General features: G+C 68.5%; 18 protein-coding genes. 12 read left to right on the forward strand and 6 right to left on the reverse strand.

Annotated elements, in window-relative coordinates; genetic code table 11:
* Positions 1-70 precede the first annotated feature (70 nt).
* Together ACIQ67_RS02255 and ACIQ67_RS02260 are read left to right on the forward strand one after the other, a co-directional pair.
* The gene (locus tag ACIQ67_RS02255) at positions 71-733 is read left to right on the forward strand and encodes a response regulator transcription factor (RefSeq protein ID WP_397532724.1); all 663 of its coding nucleotides are present in this window, start codon (positions 71-73) and stop codon (positions 731-733) included.
* Complete coding sequence (locus ACIQ67_RS02260) at positions 730-2,136, forward strand: sensor histidine kinase (protein WP_397532725.1); 1,407 nt, start codon at positions 730-732, stop codon at positions 2,134-2,136. The genes ACIQ67_RS02255 and ACIQ67_RS02260 overlap by 4 nt, the downstream gene beginning before the upstream one ends.
* A gap of 146 nt (positions 2,137-2,282) precedes the next feature.
* Here ACIQ67_RS02260 and ACIQ67_RS02265 read toward each other — a convergent pair whose 3' ends face one another.
* Complete coding sequence (locus tag ACIQ67_RS02265; RefSeq protein ID WP_397532726.1) at positions 2,283-3,683, reverse strand: hypothetical protein; 1,401 nt, start codon at positions 3,681-3,683, stop codon at positions 2,283-2,285.
* A 641-nt stretch (positions 3,684-4,324) separates the two neighbouring features.
* Between ACIQ67_RS02265 and ACIQ67_RS02270 the strand changes: the two genes are divergently transcribed.
* Positions 4,325-4,711 (forward strand): methylglyoxal synthase, encoded by a 387-nt coding sequence (locus tag ACIQ67_RS02270; RefSeq protein ID WP_397532727.1) that lies wholly within the window; start codon positions 4,325-4,327, stop codon positions 4,709-4,711.
* 50 nt (positions 4,712-4,761) lie between these two features.
* On the opposite strand, the gene ACIQ67_RS02275 is transcribed toward ACIQ67_RS02270, so the two are convergent.
* A complete protein-coding gene (locus tag ACIQ67_RS02275; RefSeq protein WP_397532728.1) occupies positions 4,762-5,268 on the reverse strand; it encodes a MarR family winged helix-turn-helix transcriptional regulator in 507 nt (168 codons plus the stop codon).
* Positions 5,269-5,321: 53 nt separating this feature from the next.
* Here ACIQ67_RS02275 and ACIQ67_RS02280 point away from each other — a divergent pair, with 53 nt between their 5' ends.
* The 3 genes from ACIQ67_RS02280 (at position 5,322) to ACIQ67_RS02290 (ending at position 9,133) form a co-directional block, all read left to right on the forward strand.
* Positions 5,322-5,861 (forward strand): thioesterase family protein, encoded by a 540-nt coding sequence (locus tag ACIQ67_RS02280; RefSeq protein WP_397532729.1) that lies wholly within the window; start codon positions 5,322-5,324, stop codon positions 5,859-5,861.
* Between the two features lie 129 nt (positions 5,862-5,990).
* On the forward strand, positions 5,991-6,902 hold the full coding sequence (locus tag ACIQ67_RS02285) for an alpha/beta hydrolase family protein (RefSeq protein ID WP_397532730.1): 912 nt from the start codon (positions 5,991-5,993) through the stop codon (positions 6,900-6,902).
* A gap of 242 nt (positions 6,903-7,144) precedes the next feature.
* Entirely contained in the window at positions 7,145-9,133 is a 1,989-nt protein-coding gene (locus ACIQ67_RS02290; protein ID WP_397532731.1) for a hypothetical protein, read from the forward strand.
* Between the two features lie 180 nt (positions 9,134-9,313).
* On the opposite strand, the gene ACIQ67_RS02295 is transcribed toward ACIQ67_RS02290, so the two are convergent.
* On the reverse strand, positions 9,314-10,771 hold the full coding sequence (locus ACIQ67_RS02295) for an amidohydrolase family protein (RefSeq protein ID WP_397532732.1): 1,458 nt from the start codon (positions 10,769-10,771) through the stop codon (positions 9,314-9,316).
* A 6-nt stretch (positions 10,772-10,777) separates the two neighbouring features.
* The gene (locus ACIQ67_RS02300) at positions 10,778-12,142 is read right to left on the reverse strand and encodes an alanine racemase (RefSeq protein ID WP_397532733.1); all 1,365 of its coding nucleotides are present in this window, start codon (positions 12,140-12,142) and stop codon (positions 10,778-10,780) included.
* Between the two features lie 84 nt (positions 12,143-12,226).
* On the opposite strand from ACIQ67_RS02300, the gene ACIQ67_RS02305 reads away from it, so the two are divergent.
* From ACIQ67_RS02305 to ACIQ67_RS02330, 6 genes are all read left to right on the forward strand, one after another.
* A complete protein-coding gene (locus ACIQ67_RS02305) occupies positions 12,227-12,643 on the forward strand; it encodes a RidA family protein (RefSeq protein WP_397532734.1) in 417 nt (138 codons plus the stop codon).
* An 84-nt stretch (positions 12,644-12,727) separates the two neighbouring features.
* Positions 12,728-15,016 (forward strand): family 20 glycosylhydrolase, encoded by a 2,289-nt coding sequence (locus ACIQ67_RS02310; RefSeq protein WP_397532735.1) that lies wholly within the window; start codon positions 12,728-12,730, stop codon positions 15,014-15,016.
* Positions 15,013-16,233: an ABC transporter substrate-binding protein gene (locus ACIQ67_RS02315; protein WP_397532736.1), complete on the forward strand. Its 1,221-nt coding sequence runs from the start codon at positions 15,013-15,015 to the stop codon at positions 16,231-16,233. The genes ACIQ67_RS02310 and ACIQ67_RS02315 overlap by 4 nt, the downstream gene beginning before the upstream one ends.
* Before the next feature lie 7 nt (positions 16,234-16,240).
* Complete coding sequence (locus ACIQ67_RS02320; RefSeq protein WP_397532737.1) at positions 16,241-17,143, forward strand: carbohydrate ABC transporter permease; 903 nt, start codon at positions 16,241-16,243, stop codon at positions 17,141-17,143.
* Entirely contained in the window at positions 17,140-17,952 is an 813-nt protein-coding gene (locus ACIQ67_RS02325) for a carbohydrate ABC transporter permease (RefSeq protein WP_397532738.1), read from the forward strand. The genes ACIQ67_RS02320 and ACIQ67_RS02325 overlap by 4 nt, the downstream gene beginning before the upstream one ends.
* A gap of 14 nt (positions 17,953-17,966) precedes the next feature.
* Positions 17,967-19,106: an ABC transporter ATP-binding protein gene (locus ACIQ67_RS02330; protein WP_397532739.1), complete on the forward strand. Its 1,140-nt coding sequence runs from the start codon at positions 17,967-17,969 to the stop codon at positions 19,104-19,106.
* On the opposite strand, the gene ACIQ67_RS02335 is transcribed toward ACIQ67_RS02330, so the two are convergent.
* Positions 19,099-19,503, reverse strand: a complete 405-nt coding sequence (locus ACIQ67_RS02335) for a hypothetical protein (RefSeq protein WP_397532740.1) — start codon at positions 19,501-19,503, stop codon at positions 19,099-19,101. The two genes, ACIQ67_RS02330 and ACIQ67_RS02335, sit on opposite strands and share 8 nt — an antisense overlap.
* Positions 19,504-19,653: 150 nt before the next feature.
* Positions 19,654-21,063, reverse strand: a complete 1,410-nt coding sequence (locus ACIQ67_RS02340) for a wax ester/triacylglycerol synthase family O-acyltransferase (RefSeq protein WP_397532808.1) — start codon at positions 21,061-21,063, stop codon at positions 19,654-19,656.
* Positions 21,064-21,087 lie beyond the last annotated feature (24 nt).

The raw sequence follows: 21,087 nt of genomic DNA on the forward strand, positions 1-21,087 counted from the left end.
CCGAGCGCCTATACGGCACTTCAAGGGCTTGTTAAGACATCCTTAACGCGCGGCTCGCTAAAGTCCGGCCATGCGAATCTGTTTGATCGAGGACGATCTGGAGCTGGGCCGCTCGCTGCAAGCCTTGCTGCAGAACGCTGAACATGAGGTGATGTGGCTGCGCCGCATCGCCGACGCCCGCCTGTGGTTGCAGGAAGGCGGCTTCGACGCGGTGGTGCTCGATCTGGGACTGCCCGATGGCGACGGCATGGAGCTGCTGCACCGCATCCGCCGCAGTGACCGCAAGCTGCCGGTGCTGATCATCACCGCCCGCGACGCGATCGAGAACCGCCTGGAAGGTCTGGACGGCGGCGCCGATGACTATCTGGTCAAGCCCTTCGCAGGCTCGGAGCTGCTGGCGCGGCTGCGTGCGGTGATCCGCCGCAGCCTGGGCACCGATGCCGCCGATCAGGCCGCCGAGTGGATGCTGCGCGATCTGGTGCTGGACGAGCCGCGCATGGAAGTGCGGCGCGGCATCGAGCGGCTGCCGCTGTCGCGCACCGAGTTCAGCCTGCTGCTCACACTCGTCAAGATGCCTGATCGCGTGGTCACCCGCCGCCAGCTGGAAAACCGAGCGCCCTGCCAGATGGACGGCCGCAGCCTGGACGTGCACATCTCCAACCTGCGCCGCAAGATCGGCGAGGGCTACATCCGCACCGTGCGCGGCGTGGGCTATCTGGTGGAACGGCATTGAGCAGCTTGCCGGGCGCCCCCGCGCAGCGCTCGCTGTTCGGGCGCAGCGTGGGCGCCCTGTTCGCGGTGCTGTTCCTGACCTGGCTGGTGCTGGTGGCCCGCGAGCTGATCGACATCGGCGTGCTGCAGGTGCGCAACGGCCAGGCCGAGAACGCGCTGTGGGCCGGCCTCGCGCTGGACCGTGCCCGCGAAACCGCCGACCAGCCCCAGGCCCTACAGCAAGCCCTTGAAACGCTGGATGCCCTGCGCGACCAGGAATGGCGCCAGAAGGGCCACCGCCCGCCGTTCCGGCTGATGCAGGTGCTGCAGCGCGACCAGCTGCTGATCGAGCTGAAGCCTGATCTGATGGGCCGCGACCGGGTGCTGCCGCAGGAGGCCCGCGCCGGTGAAGACTCTGCCTGGCTGTTCGTCGAGCAGCGCGACGATGCGCGCGGCCTGGTGGTGCGCCGCTGGCAGGAGCGCCCGGGCGACTGGCACTTCAGCCTGGACGGCCTCAGCTACTACGCCCGGCCCCTGCTCTACGGCCTGCCGCTGCTGGTGCTGCCGCTGTGGCTGCTGTTCCGGCTGGGTTTTGCCCCGCTGAGGCGCATGGGCGCGCTGATCTCGCAGCGCTCGGCGCAAGACCTGACCCCGCTGCCCCCGACGCCCTACAAGGAACTGGAGCCGCTGGTGAACGCCGTCAACTCGCTGATGTGGCGGCTGCAGCAGCGCATGGACCGGGAGCACGAATTCCTGATGGATGCCGCGCATGAGCTGAAGACGCCGCTGGCCGTGGTGCAGCTGGGCGCCGAGGCGCTGGACCAGGGCGACACGCAGGCGCGCGAGGAAGCCCGCGAACGCCTGCGCCTGGGCGTGCAGCGTGCCACCCACACCGTGCACCAGCTGCTGGCGCTGGCGCGCTCGGGCGCCGATTCGCTGGACCTGAGCAAGAGCCACCACGACCTGGTGGACCTGGTGCGCGAGCGCATCGCGCTCTCCAGCGGCCTGGCGGTGCAACGCCGCATCGAGCTCGAGCTGGTGGCGCCCGAACACCTGGAGATGTGGCTGAACCGCGAATCGATGGGCAGCCTGGTCGACAACCTGGTGGACAACGCCATCAAGTACTCGCCCGACGGTGCCCATGTCACTGTCAGCCTGGACGCCACGGATGACGATGAAGCCGCAGCCATCGTGCTGCGCGTCAGCGATCAGGGGCCCGGAATTCCGCCGGCCCTGCGCGAGCGCGTGTTCGAGCGCTTTGTCCGGCTCGACGGCTCCCGCTGCCACGGCAGCGGCCTGGGCCTGACCATCGTCGAGCGCGCCGCCGGCCAGCACGGCGCCACCGTGCAACTGCTGGATGGGCCGGGCGGCGTGGGGACGACGGTTGAGGTGCGTTTTCCGAGGGGACTGGGGGGCGGCGGCTGAACTGCAGGCCGCTCGCACCCAGCAGCCGCGGCGGCTGTGGGCACGCTGGCCCAGTGTGGCCACGCTGCCAAGCCACACACCGCACACGCCTGTATGAGCCTTGGCCCGCAAACTGGGCAACTTGCTGGCCAACTCCCGTGGGCGCCTCAGCGGGTCGGCACCGAAAACCGATAGTCCAGGCCGATCACCACATTGTTGGCGCTGTAGCGCCCACCGCTGGCACTGCGGGCCTCGATGCGGCCGCCGCTGAGGCTGGCGGCCAGGCGCTCGTCCAGCAGGTAACGCAGGCCGGCGTTGACCTTGGCGCCCTTGCCATGCACGTTGGCGCCCGCCATCAGCTGTCCGAATGCCTGCACGCGTTCGCCGGGCACCAGCTGCGTCTGTACGCCCACGCCCGCAAAGATCTCGGCGTAGCCGGGGTAGCCGAGGTAGGAGGTGTAGGCCGCCGAGGCCTGAAGCGGCAGGTACCAGCGCTCGCTCACGGGCATGTCGATCTGCAGGCCCAACATGTGCAGGGCGGGCCGTGCGATATCACGGAAGCGCAGCTGGGTGTCCGACTGGTGCAGCAGGGTGAGGCGCAGGCCCTCGTAACTGGCCGGGGCTGGTGCGGAGTCGCCGCCCTGGCCGGAACGCAGGTGCCTGGTCAGCGTGAGGCCGTAGGTCGGGTTGCGCGAGCTGCCCTTGGGCGCGCTGAGGTAACCCGCCGAGACCGCCAGGCCCAGGTTCTTGCCCAGGGCAAATTCGGCCGAGAGCTTGGGATAGACCAGCAGGCCCGGGCCGGTGTCGATCTGCTCTGGTGCGTAGCCGCCAGAGCCCACGCCGAGCTGGGCGTAAAGCCGCCAGGACGGCGCCAGCCGCCAACGCCAGCCGACGCCGCCGAGGAGCTGGTTGTAGGTGGGCAGGCCGGCGTAGGCGCTGGCGAAATTGGCGAACCAGAACAGCTCAGGCGTCAGGAAGTGCGCGAACTGGAACTCCCCCGTGCGGACCGTGCCGGTGTAGCTGCCCCGGGCTTGGAGCTGGCGGTAGTTGTCAAGCGAGAAGCTCAGCATGGTTTCGCCCATCTCCCGGGCGGCGCGCTGCTCGTCCGCGGCAGACAGCGGCTGGCCACGCTGTGCGTAGGAGCCGCTGAGATAGCTGAAGGGAATGTCCAGAAAGAGATTGAGCTGGCTGTTGTCGATGAGCGAGCGACGGAACTTGATGCTGGACACGCCGGCGCCGACCGTGAAGTCGCCGGCGTCATAGCCCAGCGCGAGCTGACCGCGCACGAAGCTGCCCGTGCCGGACAGCTTCTTGGCGTGCTCGGGGCTGCGTCCACCGGCGCCCCCGCCAGCCGCCAGGGCCCCCAGAGCCACGACGGGGCCGCCCAGGCGGATGCGCCCCTGGACGCCGACGCTGGCCCCCATGAAGCCCCCGTACTGTCCGGCGATGAGCGGCCCCATCAGTCCGGCCCCAACGGAGACCCCCTCGGTCACCGGCACGTAGACATGAAAGCCCAGCAGGTCAATGGGACTGTCCCCCTGCACGCGCACGGTCTGGTAGTCGAGCATCAGCCGCGCTTCGTTGCGCCGCAGGCTCGAAGCTTCAGCGGGCGCGGCCTGTTGGGCATGGACACCTTGGCAGGCCAGCGCGCCGGCAACAAGCACGACGGACGCAGCATTCGCAGAGCGCGAGCGGCAGCCACGCCATCGGACGCAACGGCCCGACGCTGGCCGCATCCCGATCCTCGTTGCACCGATGTTCATGGCCGTCACCTTCCTCCGATTTGCGCCGGGTCCGACCCCGGTCTCACCACCGCTGTGCAGCAACTCCCGCCTGCACCCGGACAGGAAAACTCAGGGGCGCTAACGCGAGTCTGAAGGCCCTGGAACGGATGACTCATCCGGAATTCCCCTTGGCGGGGCGGCCTTCTCGCTTGGCGTCGAACATCCAGAGACAGCGCCGACCTGCTCTTGCGCTGGCTGCTTCACCGGCATTGAACGCAGCCCCGCGACGACATGCTAACCATACGGATCATCTCCCCACGCACACACCCTCGCCTGCCCCCCGCTCCCGCGCCAACTGGCCATTCACCCGCACCGCTTCAACGCCAGCTGCCGGCAGGCAAGGGGTGGTGCAATCGGCGCGTTCGCCGGAGCGCCGACGCAGGAAGTACCTCGCTTGTAACGCGTCGCGCCCTAAGATGCCGCCCATGAGAATCGCCCTGATTGCCCACGACCGCAAGAAGAACGCCATGGTGGAGCTGGCCACCGAGTTCGCCGAGTTCCTGCAGCGCTGCGATCTGATCGCCACCGGCACCACCGGCGGGCGCCTGCGCGCCGAGGTGGGCCTGACGCGCGTGGAATGCGTGCTCTCCGGCCCGCTGGGTGGCGATCTGCAGATCGGCGCGCGCCTGGCAGTGGGCGAGATGGACGGCGTGATCTTCCTGCGCGACCCCATGACGCCACAACCCCACGAGCCCGACATCAACGCGCTGGTGCGCGCCTGCGATGTGCACGATGTGCCCTGCGCCACCAATGTCTCGGGCGCACGCCTGATGCTCAAGGCCTGGGCAGCGAACCCGAGCCAGACGGTCTGAGGCCGCAGGCCCGGCGCCCAAGGCCCGAGCGTTCGGCCTGGCTGGCTTCATCAGCCGTCGAGCTGCGCCTTCAGCCGCGCGCCGACCCGCTTCATCGCCTCGGTCACCTCTCGCAACGCATCCTCCGTTTCGCCATCGGTCATCGCGGCCACCACGGCTGACTGCACCGCGGCCGTCAGCACGGCGATGCGCTCGCCCTCCGGGGCGAGATACAGCCGCTTGGCGCGCGCATCCGTTGGGTCGGGCTCGCGCCGCACCCAGCCGCGGCCTTCCAGCAGGGTCAGCAGTGCACTGATGTGGCTCTTGGCCGAGAAGCAGCGTGAGGCGAGAAGCTGTTGGGTAATGCCGGGATCGCGGCGCAGATTGGCCAGGATCTCGTGCTCTGGCACACGCACACCCAGCTCGGCAAGACGGCGCGCCATCAGGGTGTCGCACAGGTGGTAGGCATTGACGACCGACAGCCAGGAGCGCACGGCATCGGCATCGCGGTTTGCATCGGCAGCGAGCGCGCCGCTGGCGGCTGCACGCGCCGGAAGGCGCTTTGAAGGCTTGCTCATTTGGTTCGTTATCGAACTATACTGTTCATAATCGAACCAATTATGGACCCGCGATGAACCTCTACATCCGCCTGCTCTGGGCCCTGCTGCGCTCGGCCCGCCTGCACTCGATCGAGCCCGGTGACTGGATCGAGCGGCGACTGCGGGTCCTGCCCAACGACCTGGACATCAACGGCCACATGAACAACGGCCGCTACCTGACCATCGTCGACCTGATGCTCGTGGAGTACTTCGTGCGCAGCGGCTTCGCGAAGGCGATGCTGAAGGCCGGCTGGCGCCCGATGTCGGGGGGCGCCTTCATCACCTACCGAAAGGCTCTGGCGCCCTGGCAGTGCTACCGGATCCGCTTCGCCCTTGCCGGGGCCGACCACGCCTGGAACTACATGCGCTTCGAGTTCTTGCGTGAGGACGGCACACCCTGCGCCGCCGGCTACATGAAAGGCGCCGCCGTCAGCCGCGACGGCCTGGTGCCCAACCAGCGCTCCTACGCCAGGCTCGGACGCGAGTTCGTGCAGAGCGCACTCCCCCCGGCGGTGCAGCACTGGCTGGCTGCCGAGGCCGGCGTGATGAAGGACTTCGAGACAGCCGCCTGAGCGCACGGGGCGCCGCCTTCACGCGCCGTTCACACCGCCATCGCTAGCGTTGCGTCGCAGACCGGTGCAGGGGCTTTGCCACCCGCACCGGTCCGCAGTCCCTTCTGAACACGCATCGGAGCGATGATGATGAAACACAGGCGCGCATACAAGGCGGTCGCAATTCTCACGGCCTTGGTGGCAGCCGCAGCCGCCGCCATCTGGCACTTCGTCTGGCTGAAACCCTACAGCGTCAGCACCGCCGAGCTGCAGGCGCGCTATGCCTACCGGGAGGCGTTCACCCCGGCTGAGGGCCACGCGGTCGATATCCGCCTGCAGAGTTTCGATGGCGCGCTGCTCACGGGCCGCATCGTCTATCCCAGCGATCCCACGCAGGCGGCCCAGCCCTTTCCGGTGCTGATCGGCATGCACGCGATGGGCCGCAGCCACATGCGCTGGTGGCAAGCGGAGGTCAACGGCAAACCCACCATCGAGCAGACGCACCGAATCACGCAGATGGCCCTGCAGCAAGGCTACGCGGTGGTGGCCATCGATGCGCGTGCGCACGGCCAGCGCAGGGCGCTGGGTCAGCCTCATGCGGCGCAGCGCGCGATGCGCGACATGCACTGGTTCGGCAAACGCCAAGCCTATGAGCAGATGATCATCGACACGGTGCGCGACCACCGCGTGCTGCTGGATTGGTTGCTGCAGCAAGCCCATCTTGATGCCACGCGCATCACGGCGGCCGGCTACAGCATGGGCGCTCAGGGCGCACTGCTGCTGGCCGGGCTGGATGAGCGCGTGCAGGCCGTCGCGGCCATGGTGCCGCCGCACCTGGGCGACAACGTGGCCGCCGTGGCACCCATCAATTTGGTCGCGGGGCTGCAAGGCAAGCGCGTATGGCTGCTGACGGCGGACGACGATGACCACGCCAGCCCGAAGCAGAACCAGGCCCTCTTCGAAGCCATCCCGAGCCCGGACAAGAAGCACCTGCGCTTCGACTCCGGCCATCTGCTGCCAAGCGACTATGTCGAGCCCTTGTCGGACTGGCTCAAGGTCTGAGGAAGCACTGCATCTGCGGCGCGCGGTCCATCGATCCATCGATCACTCCGTCGCAGACCAATGAACGGCAAGTCCAAGGCCCGGAATGCCGGCATTTGCCCTGCCCCCGCTGTCCTCGGTTACTCTTTCTTCACCATCGCCGAGGGCGCCGCCCCTCTGGAGAATTCATGAAGTTTCGTCGCCTTGCGCTTGCTCTTGCTGCCATGGTTGCCGTATGGCCCGCTCTGGCCCAGCAATTGGTGATGAGCCGAGCCACTGGCGCCACGGGCCTGTTTACGCTGAACACCGCGACAGGCGTGGCCACGGCGATTCCCAGTACGGCGGCTTTGGAGTTCAGCGGCCTGGGGTCACAAGCCGGCGGCGAGGTGGTGGGCTACCTGACGGGCAGTGCGAGCTCCGGGCGACGGATCACATTGGCGACGGGGGCGACGGCCACCCTGCCAGCTGCTGGAGCGAGCCCGCTCAACGGCCTGGATTGCAACCCCAACACCGGTGATTGCTGGGCTGCCGACAACGGCAACTTCAACCGCATCAACCCGAGCAGCGGCGCGGTCGTGGCCCTGGCCGCTGCGCCAAGCGATGTCGAAGGATTGGCTTACGCCCCGGGTGGCACCAGCGGCTATGTCTATGGCGTGGGCGGGGCCAACCTGATGCGCTATGACATTGCGGGGAATACATGGTCCACGATCGGGGCGATCGGCTTCAACGTGGACGAGGCCGGCCTTGCCTTTGACCCGGTGGGGAATGTGCTCTATCTCGCGCCAGGAAACGCTGCAGAAAGCGCCAACCTCTACACCGTCAACACCACCACCGGTGCGGCCACACTGGTGGGGGCCACGGGGCTCGGCACCAGCGGCATCCGCCGCGGCCTGGCCTGGGTCGGTGCAGCGCCAACGCCTACCGGTGTGGTGATCAGCGACACGACGCCGGTTCCGGTGCTGTATGCCAAAGAGATCAACGCCTCCGTCGACGCGCCGGTGACGCTCACCAATGGCTCGGGGGACTTGAACCTCAGCACCGTGCTGGGTCACTCGCTCTCGTCGGGTGAGGTGCGCTATGCCCGTATCGAGTGCCCGGCCCACATCACTTTTGCGGCAGGCTCTGCCGCAGTGGCCTCGTCGGCGGCGAACATGGGCGCCATCAATGGCCTGGGCACCAACGCGATCTTTTTCTCGATCACGGCCACCAATGCGAACACCACGGCGACGTCCACCATCACGGTGAACGGCAACCGCAGCATTTCATCAAGCGCTGACGCGACCTGCACCTACGGCTTGTACGACCAGCCCTCGCAGGCCCTAGCCGGCGGCGCCACCGGGCGCATCGTGAGCCGTTCTGGCAGCTACATCAGCTTCAACACCAGCTACACGCTGACGGGCACCGCGGTTGGCGCGGTTGCCAACGTCGAAACCGCGCCCTCGTTCACCCGCTTTGTTTCGGCCACGCCCACCAACTCGGTCGACCGCGCCGCGATCGGCACGGCGACGTTCGCCTTGCGCAGCCCGGCGCCGCGCATTGCGGACGGCAGCGCGGTGACGCTCGCCACGCTGCTGGCGGCGGGCTCACACCACAGCGTCGCCGGCGACTTCTCGGCAGTGGCCAACGCCGACGGCAGCTACACGGGTGCCGCGCTGAACCGCGTGTACTTCTCGTCTACCGCCGATTGCTCGGTAGTGAGCACGCCGGCCTCCACCATCACGGCCTCCTCGGCGCGTTTCGACACCGGTGCGGCTGCGGTGGCCGGTCTGTCGCTGTGCTACGCGCCGCGCACGGGTGTGGCCATCCCGGCCTCGACCTACGCCCAGACCTTCAACGCCGTGTCGGCCGCTGCTGCGACCTACACCGTGAACAAGCTCGGCCCGCTCGACCTGGGTTCGATCACGCGCAACGGCACGCAGCTGCAGGCAAGCTTTGTGCAGGTGCCCGCTGGCTGGCTGAGCCGCATCGTGCTGACCAATACCGGCTCGACGGCCCGGCCCTACACGATTACTGCAGTGACCGAAGACGGCAGCACTGTGGCGCTCGGCACGGCAGCCACGGGTTCCGTCCCGGCCCGCGGCACCATCGTTCTGAACACAGCGGACATCGCCAGCTTCACTGGTGTGCCCCGCGGCGCGCTGAACGTGAACGTTGCCGGGCCGGACAACAGCATCCAGGGTCTGCATCAGATCGTGAATGCCACCACGGGCGCTGTGTCCAACACCGTCATGGTTCGTCCGGGCACCAACTGATCCATCGGCTGAAGCCGCCACCCCTCAAGGGCCCGCGATGCGGGCCTTTGTTGTTTCACCTCAGGGCAGGTTCAACGGCGCCCGTGGGCGGCCTGGTGCGGCTGGCCCTATCGATCCGCAGGGCTTGCTAGCGCAGCAGGCGCCGTGGCCACGATCGAAGCGTCAGCAGAAACAGCCAACTCAATGGCTCAGCACCCGCCCTGCGCAGCCCCTCGCCTGCCCCTGCTCCCACGCCAGCTCGCCATTCACCCAGACCGCCTCAACGCCGTCGGCCGGCAGGCAGGGCGTGGCGTAATCGGCCCGGTCGCTGAAGCGCGCCGCATCGAAGAGCAGCAGGTCGGCAGCAGCACCTGCGCGCAGCACGCCGCGGTCGCGCAGGCCGAAGCGCTGGGCGGCGAGACCGCTCATCTTGTGCACCGCCTGTTCCAGCGTCAGCAGGCCGCGCTCGCGCCCGTAGTGCGACCACACCCGGGCAAATGCGCCCCACAGCCGCGGGTGCGGCACGCTGTCATGCGGCAGGCCGTCGGAGCCGATCATGGCCAACGGATGGGCCAGGATGCGCGACACATCGTCCTCATGCATCTGGAAGTAGCAGGCCCCGCCGGGCTGCAGGCGAGCCACCGCCTCGGGCTCGCTGAGCTGCCACTCGGCGGCGATGTCGGCCAGCCAGCGCCCGGCCAGCTCCGGGTGGGCGCTGGACCAGGTCAGCCGGATCGGCGTCAGGCCATCGGCCAGGTCTTCGCGCAGCACGGTGGAGCCCGCCAGATAGGGATACACATCAAGCCCCAGCGCCTGGCGCTGAGCCAGACGCTCGATCAGGGCCAGGGTCTGCAGGCTGCGCCCCCACTGCGCGCGGCCCGCGCATTTGTGATGCGAGATGACGAGCGGCAGCCCGGCCTCATGCGCGCAGTCGGCCGCTTCCTGGATCGCGTCCAGCACGCCGGCCATCTCATCGCGCAGATGCACTGCATACACGCCGCCATGCCGCGCTGCCACCCGGGCCAGCGCCAGCAGCTCGGCGCGGTCTGCGGCCGCAGCCGGCGTGTAGAAAACGCCGGAAGACAAGCCCATCGCGCCCTGCGCCAAGGCCTGGTCGAGCAGCTCGCACATGGCGGCCAGCTCTTGTGGATTGGCGGGCCGGTCCCAGCGCGCCATGCAGCGCATGCGCAGCGCGGTGTGGCCGATCAGGCCCACCGCATTGACGGCCGGCCGCGCCGCATGTACCGCATCACGCCAGGCGGCAAAGCTGCCATAACGGAACTGCTCGCGGGCCAGCAGGTTCATCGGCGGCGCGGGCTCCTCGGTGAGGAGCGGCACCAGCGAGATGCCGCAGTTGCCCGTCACCACGGTGCACACGCCCTGGCTGAGCTTGGCTGTCATCGCCGGCCCGGTGATCAGCGCGGCATCGTCATGGCTGTGCGCGTCGATGAAGCCCGGCGCCAGCACCAGCCCTGCGCAATCGCGGCGCGGCAGTGCCGGGTCCAGCTCGCGGTGCAGCTGCGCGCCCAGCGCAGCAATGCGCCCGTCCCGGATCAGCAGATCGCACTGCCAGGCCGCGGTCTTGCCGGTGCCGTCCACCAGGCGCGCGCCGTGCAGCAAGAGCCCGGAAGAAGATGAAGATGATGAAGCGGCCGCCATGGACGCTCAGCTGAACTGCGTGGTGATCGCGTCCACCACCCGGTCGTCATCGTCGACCACGGCCATCCAGGCCCATTTGTCGAAGGTGGTGCAGGGATGCGAAGGGCCTAGCGCCACGCGGTCGCCCACGGCCGGCCCGACCACGCTGTCGGCATCCCAGCGCAGATAGGCATGCTGGTCGTTCAACCCGGTGATGGCCCAGCCTGCCGGTGCCGGATTGCGGGCCGCAGCGGGCGCCTGAGGCAGATGCCAGACCGGCAGCGGCCAGCCCTGGTCAAAGCCCACATCGCGCCGGCCCGCATTCAGCAGCGCCAGGCCGGGCTCGGGGCAGGACAGCACCTGCGTCCAGACCTCCAGCGCGGGGCGCAGGCTGGACGCGCTCTCGCCATGGCCCGCAGCGCCCAGCGGCGTGCCCAGGCGCACATCGACCTCGGCCACCATGCGCTGATAGAGCCCGCGGTCGTGGCAGACATAGCAACCCGAACGCAGCAGACCCAGGCGCGGCCGACAGGCGCCGCCCTGGCCCGCCAGCACTGGCGCCACCAGGTCGAACAGCGCCGAGCCACCGCCGCTGAGCCACAGCGGCGCTGCGTCAGCGTCGTCCATCAGCTGCTCGGATTCGATGCCGGCCAGCACGGTCTCCACGCGCTGCTGCCAGTGCTGCAGCAAGGCACGATCAGCAGCCGATTCGCCGCTGGCTTCCAAACCCTCGTAAAAGGCCAGTCCGCGCAGCCGCAGCGCCGGGTGCTGCTGAAGTTGCCGGGCCAGAGCCAGCGCCTGCTCGGGCTGACGCACGCCGCAGCGCGAGCTGCCCAACTCGATCAGCACATCCAGCCGCGCCTCGCCACGCGCCGCAGCACCCAGTGCCTGCCAATGCTGGGCCAGTTGCGCCAGCTGCGCGCTGGAGTCCACGAAGAAGGCCAGCTCCGGCTGGCCATGGCGGCGGCGCAGATCCAGCAGCTCGGCCAGATCGGCGGCGCTCAGCAGCTGATTGGCCAGCAAGGCGCGCCGGGCACCGGCCACCAGCCCCAGCCGCAGCTGATGCACGTTCGCAAACGTCAGCCCCCAGGCGCCTTCCGCCAGCTGCTGCTTGAACAGCTGCGGGCTCATCGTGGTCTTGCCATGCGGAGCCAGCTGCACGCCCTGCTCCTGCGCAAAGGTCTGCATCCACGTGATGTTGTGCGCCAGCGCCGATTGCCGAAGCACGGCCAGCGGCAGCGGCAGCTCAGGCGCGCCGAGACGCCAGGCGCGCTGCGCCACCTGCTCCAGCGGCAGCGGCGCCTGCAGCGCCGGAAAGCCTTTCAGCCACGGTCCCAGCCAGCCGGCACGCGGAGTGTCCAGATCGTTGCTGTTGTTGTCGTCGTCTTGCATGGCGGCATCATCGCAAACGGTTTGTGAAGGCTGTCTAAAGGCGAGGCTTGCATGCGCTGAGCCCGGCAGCGAGACTGCGCGCCCATGAACCCCAGCACCCCCACCCCCAAGCCCAGCCGCCTCGTCTACCTGGGCGCAGAACCTAACGCCAGCGATCGCCAGCCGCGCCCGCTGTCACCCGCCGTTCGGGCCGGTGATTTCGTCTATGTGTCGGGCCAGGTTCCGGTCGATGCCGAGGGCCAGATCGTCACTGGCGGCATCGAGGCCCAAACCCGGCAGGTGATGGCCAATCTGCAGGCCGCACTGGCCCTGGCCGGCGCCACGCTGGACGATGTCTGCAAGACCACCATCTGGCTCGAGGACGCGCGCGATTTCGGCGCCTTCAACCGCGTCTACATGGGCTACTTCCCGGGCGGCAAGCCGGCACGATCCACCGTCGAGTCGCGGCTGATGATCGCCGCCAAGGTGGAGATCGACGCGGTGGCCTACTGCCCGGTGTAGGCCTTTCGCGTAGCAAGCCGCCTTGAGGCAATCTTCAGCTTTCCTTGAGGCACGCAAAAGTCGGCCCGGCGCAAGATGGCCGCCATGTCCGTTTCACTTGCTGCCCCCACTGCTCAGGCCAGATCCACACCGCCGCGCATTGATGTGGGCCTGCTGCCGGCGCCACAAGCGCTGCGCCTGATGCCCGGCGCGGGGCCCGCTGTGCTGGGCCTGCGCGGTCTGCATGCGCTGCCAGCCGAGCTCGGCGCGCTGGCCCTGCGTCTGCTGCCGGCCGCGGCCGATACCGCCCCGGCTGCAGCGCTGCTGCGCTTGCATCTGCCCGCTTCCGCGGCGCTGGGCCAGCCGATACCGCAGCTGGGCGACGATGAATCCTTCCAGCTGCGCCTGTCGGCCGACGAGGTTCAGCTGACCGCGTCCACCCGGGCGGGGGCCAGCCACGGACTTCATGCGCTCTCGCAGCTGTGGATGCAGGCGCGCATCGATGGCGTCAGCCACCTGCCTGCGCTGCAGATCGAGGATGCGCCGCGCCACCCCTGGCGCGGCCTGCTGGTGGATGTGGCCCGGCGGCCGCTGCCGATGGACGCGCTGCTGCGCCTGCTCGACACCATGGCCGCCGCGCGGCTGAACGTGCTGCACTGGCATCTCTGCGACGACCAGGCCTGGAGACTGGCTTCTGAGCGCTTTCCGCGCCTGCAGCAAATGGCCTCAGGCGGCTTTCACTACAGCCTGGACCAGGCCAGGACACTGGTGCACGAAGCGGCGGCCCGGGGCATACGCGTGCTGCCCGAGCTGGACCTGCCCGGCCATTGCTGGGCGCTGGGTCTGGCCTATCCCGAGCTGCTGTGCGAGCCGCGCCCTGGCGCAGCCCAGCGCGGCTTTGGCGTCTTCCCCTGCGCGGTCGACCCCGAACAGGATGCGCTGTACGAATTCATCGACGGCCTGCTGGCCGAATGGGCCGAGGTGTTCCCCGACCGCCACGTGCATCTGGGCGGGGACGAGATGGCGCCGCAGCCCTGGGCGCAACGTGCCGCCGCCAGGGGCACGACGCTGGCGGCGCTGCAATCGCACTACCTGAGCCGCGTAGGCGCAATCCTGCAGCGCCACGGCCGGCGGCTGGTGGCCTGGGACGAGCTGGGCGAAGCCCCGGACGCGGTGCTGCCCGCCGGCAGCGTGCTGCAAGCCTGGCGGGGCGAAGCAGCCTTGCGCTGGCCAGCCCAGGGCGTGGCCGGCCGGCTGCGCAGCGCGGGCTACTACCTCGACCAGTTGCACAGCGCGGCCTGGCATTGGCGGCGCCTGCCCGCGCCCTCAGCCGTGCCCAGCGCGCCGCAGACCGGCATGGCCTGGGCGCTGGAGGCCCAGCTGGGCACCTGGTCGTTGGAGGGCCGTCTGTGGCTGGACGCCAGCCAGGGGCCGAGGCTGTGGCTGCGCAGCAGCGGCACCCTGGCCGAAGCGCTGGCGCCGCAGCCCATCGAGGATGGCCATTGCCTCTGGCGCTTGCGGGTCGACAGTGATCTGGGCGAGCTGGAGCTGTGGGGGCCGGAAGCCGGCGCACCAAGCGACGACAGCGAGACCCTCGGCTGGCTGCGCCTGGGCAACCGGCGCGTCAGCTGCCGCTGGCAGTCGCTGGGCGTGCATGCGGCAGAGGGTTGGCCCAGCGCCGCCCCGGCTGCAGCGGCGCTGTCCGTCTGGGGCGGCGAGGCCGCGCTGTGGTCGGAGCTGATCGAGGCGCCACAGCTGGCCCTGCGCTGCGGCCCGGGCCTGCTGGCGATTGCCGAGCGTCTGTGGCGTGACCCCGCAGTGAGCACCGAGGCGCTGGCCGCCCTGCCCGCGCGGCTGGCCGCCAGCCAGCGCTGGTTGCAAGCCACGGGATGTTTGGAACCTGACCCTGCCGGCCCGCTGCTGCAGCACCTGGCCCCGGCCAACACACCGGCGCTGCGTGCGCTGGCCCTGTGGCTGGAGCCCGGCGCGGGCTATGCCCGGCATCACGCCAAGAAGCAGACGCAGACCTACCACCAGGACCAGGCGCTGGATCAGCTGGCCGATGCCTTGCCGACCGAAAGCCCCCTGATGGCCCAGCTGGGTGATGACGCCCCCGCGTGGCTCTCGGCCCTGCAGCAGCTCTTGCAGCAGCTGCCCGGCTGGCGTCAATCCCTGGCCGTGGTGCCGGCGCTGCTGCTGGATCGGCTCGAACTGCTGGCCCATCTTGGCCTGGCGCTGTGGGGCGATTCCAGGCCCATGCCAGCAGCACAGGCGCGCGCCGCGCAGCGCTGCCTGCATCAGTGCGCCGAGCTGGTGGACGAAATGGTGCCCGCCCTGGTGAATGCGCTGCAGCAGCGCCTTGATCTGCGCTGCGGGCAGGAGGGCCGCGCATGAAACGCGCTCTGCTAATGGCTTCGATGATCGCCCTTTCAGCACAGGGCCAGGCCAAGGATCTGGAGCTGCTGCACTGGTGGACTGCCGGCAGCGAGGCCGCGATGGTGGCCGAGCTGCGCCATCAGGCGCACAAGGCCGGCCTGCCCTTGAAGACCTCGGCCGTGGCCGGGGCGGCCAATGCCAACACGGTGCTCAAGACGCGCTTTCTGTCGGGGCAGCCTCCCTCGCTGGCGCAGACCGACAAATCGGTGCGGGTGTGGGGCGAGGCCGTGCCGCTGGCCGACCTGGGGCCTGGTGTCGCGCAGGCCTTCACCGCGCTGCCGCATGCGGTGGCGGCCGAGCTGCGCCATGAGCAGCGTCCGGTGGCCGTGCCACTCAATGTGCACCGGCTCAATGTGATGTGGAGCAATCTGCGTCTGCTGCGCGCGCAGCAGCTGGGTGTGCCGCGCGACTGGGACGAGTTCCATGACACGGCCAAGGCCCTGCAAGCGCGCGGCGTGCTGCCGCTGGCGATCGGCAGCTCGGCCGGCCAGCGGCTGAGCCTCTTCGTCAATCTGGTGCTCGGCCGGGCGGGCCGCGATTTCTTCGAGCGCGCGCTGCTGCAGGCCGACACGCGCCTGCTGCAAAGCCCGCAGATGCAGGACTTGCTGGCCGAATTCCGCAGCCTCAAGGCCTATACCGACGCCGGCCAGGTCAGCCGCGACTGGGCTGGCGCCACGGCATTGCTGTTGCAGGGCAAGGCGGCCTTCCAGTTCACCGGCGACTGGGCGAATGGCGAGTTCCAGAAAGCGGGCTGGCAGGCCGGACGTGACTACGACTGCAGCTCGGCACCAGGGCATGGGCGTCTGCACTATTTCGAGTTCGACCGGCTGATCTTCTTTGCTGCCGACGACCCCAAGGAAGTGGCCGCACAACGGCAGCTGGCCAGCCTGCTGCTTCAGGCCGGCACATCACGCCAGCTGGCCCAGATCAAGGGCGGCATTCCGGTGCATCGCGCCGCCGATCTGACCGGTTTCAACGCCTGCGCGCAGCGCTCGGCCGCCGACTTCAATGCCGGTGATGAACAGGGGCAGCTGGTGCTGGCGCTCAGTGCGCGGCTGGGTGAAAGCGCCTATGGCGGCCTGCGCGATGCGCTGTCCGCCTACTGGGCCAGCGATCGAATGACGGCGCCACAGGCGCAGCGCCGGCTGATGCAGGCCATGTCGAGCAGGGACTAAAAGAATCATGAAGAGCCTGATGAAGGGCCTGCGGGCCTCCGGCGCCGAACGCCGCACTGCGCTGGTCTGCCTGATACCGATGCTGCTGCTCGGCGCCGTGTTCTTCTACGGCTTCCTGTTGTGGACCGGCTGGCTGTCGCTGACGCGCTCCAACCTGCTGCCCAGCAACGATTTCGTCGGCCTGTTGCAATACCGCCGCCTGCTGGAAGACCCGCGCTGGCAGGCCTCGCTGTGGAACCTGCTGCGCTTCAGCCTGGGCTTTGTGCTGCTGCCCTTGCTGATCGGCCTGGGCCTGGCCGTGCTGCTGGACCAGCGCTTGCGCGCCGAGGGTGTGCTGCGCTGGGTCTATCTGCACCCGATGGCTTTGTCGATGGTGGTCACCGGCAGCGCCTGGCGCTGGCTGATGGACCCGGAACAAGGCCTGGCCGAAGGCGTGCGGCGCCTGGGCTGGACTGAATTCCGCTGGGATTGGCTGGCCCAGGAGGACATGGCGGTCTATGCGCTGGTGGTGGCGGCCGTCTGGCAGATCAGCGGCTTCGTGATGGCCATCTTCCTGGCCGGCCTGCGCGGCATCGACGAGAGCATGGTGCAGGCCGCCCGGCTCGACGGCGCCAGCGGCTGGACGCTGTATCGGCGCGTGCTGCTGCCCCAGCTGGGGCCCTGCCTGTTCTCGGCCTTGCTGATCCTCTTGCCCGCCGCGATCAAGACTTTCGACCTGGTGGCCGTGCTCACCGAAGGCGGCCCAGGCCAGAGCAGCGAGCTGCCCGCGTTCTACATGTTCCAGATGGCCTTCGAACGCAGCCGGCTGGGGCTGGGGGCGGCCAGCGCCATCGTGATGGTGATGATGGTGCTGTCCATCGCCCTGCCCTATGCCTTCAGGCGCAGCGCGCCGCGGAGTACGGCGGCATGAGGCGCCTGCTGCTGTACGTGATCGCAGTGCTGGCCGCCGTCATCGTGGCCATGCCGGTGCTGCTGATGTTGGCCAACAGTCTGAAGTCCGGGCTGGAGGTGCAGCAGGGCAGCTTTCTGTCCTGGCCTACCGAGCCCAGTTTTGCGGCCTGGCGCCAGGCCTGGCGTCTGCTGGCCGGCAGCTTTGGCGCCAGCCTGATGCTGGCCGTGCCGGCGGTGCTGCTGTCGGCCCTGCTGGCCGCCATCAACGGCTTCGTGCTGTGCAAATACCGCTTCAAGGGCGAGCGCTGGGTGGGGCTGCTGCTGGTGCTGGCCTTCTTTCTGCCGATCAAGGTCTATCTGCTGCCGCTGGCGATCAGCATGGCCCGGCTAGGCCTGGACCGGTCGCTGGGGCTGCTGATCGCGATCCACGTGATCTACAGCCTGCCCTTGGCGCTGTTCTTCCGCAACCACTTCCTGTCCTTCCCGGATGAGCTGCTGCACGCGGCGCGCCTGGATGGCGCCAACTTCTGGCGCCTGCTGTGGCGCATCGTGCTGCCGCTGTCACGGCCGATCTTCGTGGTGGTGCTGATCCTGCAGTTCACGACCATATGGAACGAATACCTGTTCGGCCTGGTGTTCGGCCCTGACGGTGCGCGACCCATCACCGCGGCGCTGGCCCAGCTGGCGGCGCAGACCGAGACCGGCGCGCGGGCCTATCCACTGGAGATGGCCGCCGCGCTGCTGGCCGCAGCGCCGACGCTGCTGGTCTATCTGCTGGCGGGGCGGCATTTCACGCGCGGCCTGGTCGCCGGCGCCGTCAAGGGGTGACGAACACAATGATGATGACGACGATCACAACAACGACGAACGAACGCCACAGCGGCCTGCGCATCCGCGGCCTGCAAAAGCGGATTGGCGGCCAGCAGATCCTGGACGACATCCATCTCGATCTCGATCCCGGCGAGATGCTGATCCTGGTCGGCCCCTCGGGCTGCGGCAAGTCTTCCTTGCTGAACATCGTGGCCGGCCTGCAGCAGGCGGACGCCGGCGAGATCACGCTGGACGGACGACGGCTCGATGCGCTGAGCCCGCGCGAACGCGACATCGCGATGGTGTTCCAGAACTACGCGCTGTATCCGCACATGAGCGTGGCGCAGAACCTGGGCTTCGCGCTTGAAATGCAGGGCTGGCCGCGCGCGCGCCGCGAGGCCCGCGTGGCCGAAGTGGCCCAGCTGCTGCAGTTGCAGAGCCTGCTGGATCGACGCCCAGCGCAGCTCTCGGGCGGGCAGCGGCAGCGGGTGGCGATGGGACGTGCGCTGGCCCGCCATCCGCAGCTTTTCTTGTTCGATGAGCCGCTGTCCAACCTGGATGCGCAGCTGCGCGCCGAGATGCGCGGCGAGATCAAGCTGCTGCATCAGCGCCTGGGCCGCAGCGCGATCTATGTGACGCATGACCAGACCGAGGCGATGACGCTGGGCCAGCGCATCGCGGTGCTCAAGCAAGGCCGGCTGCAGCAGGTGGGCACCCCGCAGCAGGTCTACCAGCAGCCGGACAATCTCTTCGTCGCGCAGTTCCTCTCGGGCCCGGGCTTGAACCTGCTTCCGGCCCGGCTGGCGACCGACGGCGCCTTGCGCCTGCTGGCGCCCGGCACCGAGTCGCAGGAGTGGATGCCCGACCGGGCCTGCCTGCCGCCCTTCAACAGCATGGTGGGCCGCTCCCTGCTGCTGGGCTGGCGGGCCGAGACTCTGGGCTGCAGCGAGCAGCTGCGCAGCGAGCCAGGCACGCTGCGCCTGCAGGCCCAGCTGCGCCTGATCGAGCCGCTGGGGCCGGATTGCTGCGTGCAACTGCAGCTCGGTGAGCAACGGCTGCACATGCGTCTGCCGGGCTGGCCCGCGTTGACAACCGGGCAGGAGATCCGGCTTGAATTGCCCAGCGCGTCGATGTGGGTGTTCGATGCCGAGACGGGCGAACGGCTCAGCTGAGCAACTTCTTGCCAAGCAGATGGCAGACGCCGAGCACGGCAGGGCAAGAAAGGAAAACCATCCACATGCTGGAAAGCCTGGCCAGGATGTCGAACTCCAAGCCGAGGATGACCCAGGCCTGCAGGATCACTGCAAGCAACAGCAGCCCATAGGCCAGGCCTGCGGGCACTCCAGGCAAATGGCGCTGCGGCAGGAACACGTTGACCGCATTCAGGCCTGGCTTGACTTCCGCAGCCTTGCCAAAAAAACAGAAGAACCCGCCGAACGACGCCCCTGCGAAAAGACTGAACCAAACCGGGGCGACCGTGGGCGAAGTGGGCGTCGCAAGGCTGTGGACAAGGATTGCCGCATGGACAAAAAACAGAAGACCAGGAAGAAGTGCGTGCAGAACAGGCATAGGCAAGACGGTGCAGGTGCTGAGGCTTGAAAGCTCAGCAACAGGAGGTCACCAGCTCATCCAGAAGCGGACTTGCGATACACCCCGAGCCGTTGTGCTTTCACCTTAGCGAAAACTACTCGCTCGGCAGCCCCCCGCAATGAATGCCGCTCAGAACTCGTTTTCTTCGCCCCAGGGCAGCATCAGCGTAAGCATCAGCAGCTTGTTGAACTCGGGCGCAAAGTGGTCAATGATGGCCTGCGGCTCGGGCACCAGCGCCTCGGCGGTGATCAGGCCGAACTGCACATTGCCGGCATAGGTCAGGATCGAGACACCCACACCGATATCGCCGGATTGCGGCACCCAGAACATCACCCGCTCCACCGTGCTGCCGCAGAACTTAAGCGCCTCGGCCGGGCCGGGCACATTGGTCATCACCGCGGTGGTCTTCTTGGCGAAGATGCCCAGCATCGCGTGCTGCACCGGCTTGATCAGCAGGCCCGCCACCGACAGCAGACCGAAGGCCAACACCGGCTGGAAGCTGCCCTTCAACTCCTGCATGCGCTGGCGCACCGCGTAGAGGCGCTCCACCGGATTGGCAATGCCGATCGGCAGCACCAGCGGCACCAGGCCGAAGCGGTTTCCGAGCTGATAGGCCTTCTCCAGCGGTCGCAGATTCACCGGCACCATCACGCGGATTTCCTTGCCGCTGGGGTTCTCGCCCTGCGCACTGAGGTAGCGGCCGAAGGCACCGGCCACGCAGGACAGCAGCACATCGTTGACCGAGGCGTTCATCGCCTTGCCCACCGCCTTGACGGCGTCCAGCGGCAGGCCGTCGTCCCAGGCCACTTTCTTGCGCGTGCCGGGCGGGCCCTTGAGCAGCGTGGGCGAGTCATCTTCCATCAGCGCAAAAGCCGCCACATCGCTGACGGCCTGGTAGCCCATGCGCGCCATATCGACCGAGCTGTCGAGCGGATGCGGCGGATTCGCCAGCACGTCGACCGACTTGCCCACGCCGTCGCCCGCCAGGTGGATGGCCTTGATGGTCATGTCGCTGATGGGGCGCAGCAGCACATCGGTCAGCCAGTCCTGATCATCGCGCGGCTGCTGCTTGCGCCGGGGCGGCGCCTTGCCGCCATCGGTGATGGACAGCATCACGGTGATCAGCGCCACGCCATCGGCGATGCAGTGGTGGATGCGCGCGATCAAGGCGCTCTGGCCGTTTTCGTAGTCTTCCACCAGCTGAAACTGCCACAGCGGATGCGCGGCGTCCAGCGGCGTGGCGGCCAGTTCGGCCACGCGCTGCTGCAGTGCTGCCTGGCGCGACTGCCCGCGCCGCGGCAGCAGGATCTCTTGCAGCACATGGCGGTTGATGTCGAAGTCTTCGTCCTCTTCCCAGGCCGCGCCCAGCGCGTCCTGCACCACGCGCTGGCGAAAACGCGCGTACTGCAGCAGCCGGGCCTCCACCCGCTCGCGCAGCGCCGCCACCGTGATGCCCGGACGGATGAACCACACCCCGACGATCATCATCAGATTCGCCTCGGTATCCATCCGAAGCCAGGCGGTATCCACCCGCGACATGCGTTCCTGTGCTGAGGCCAAGGC

Source organism: Roseateles sp. (genome assembly GCF_044373315.1).
Lineage (GTDB): Bacteria > Pseudomonadota > Gammaproteobacteria > Burkholderiales > Burkholderiaceae_C > JACDQM01.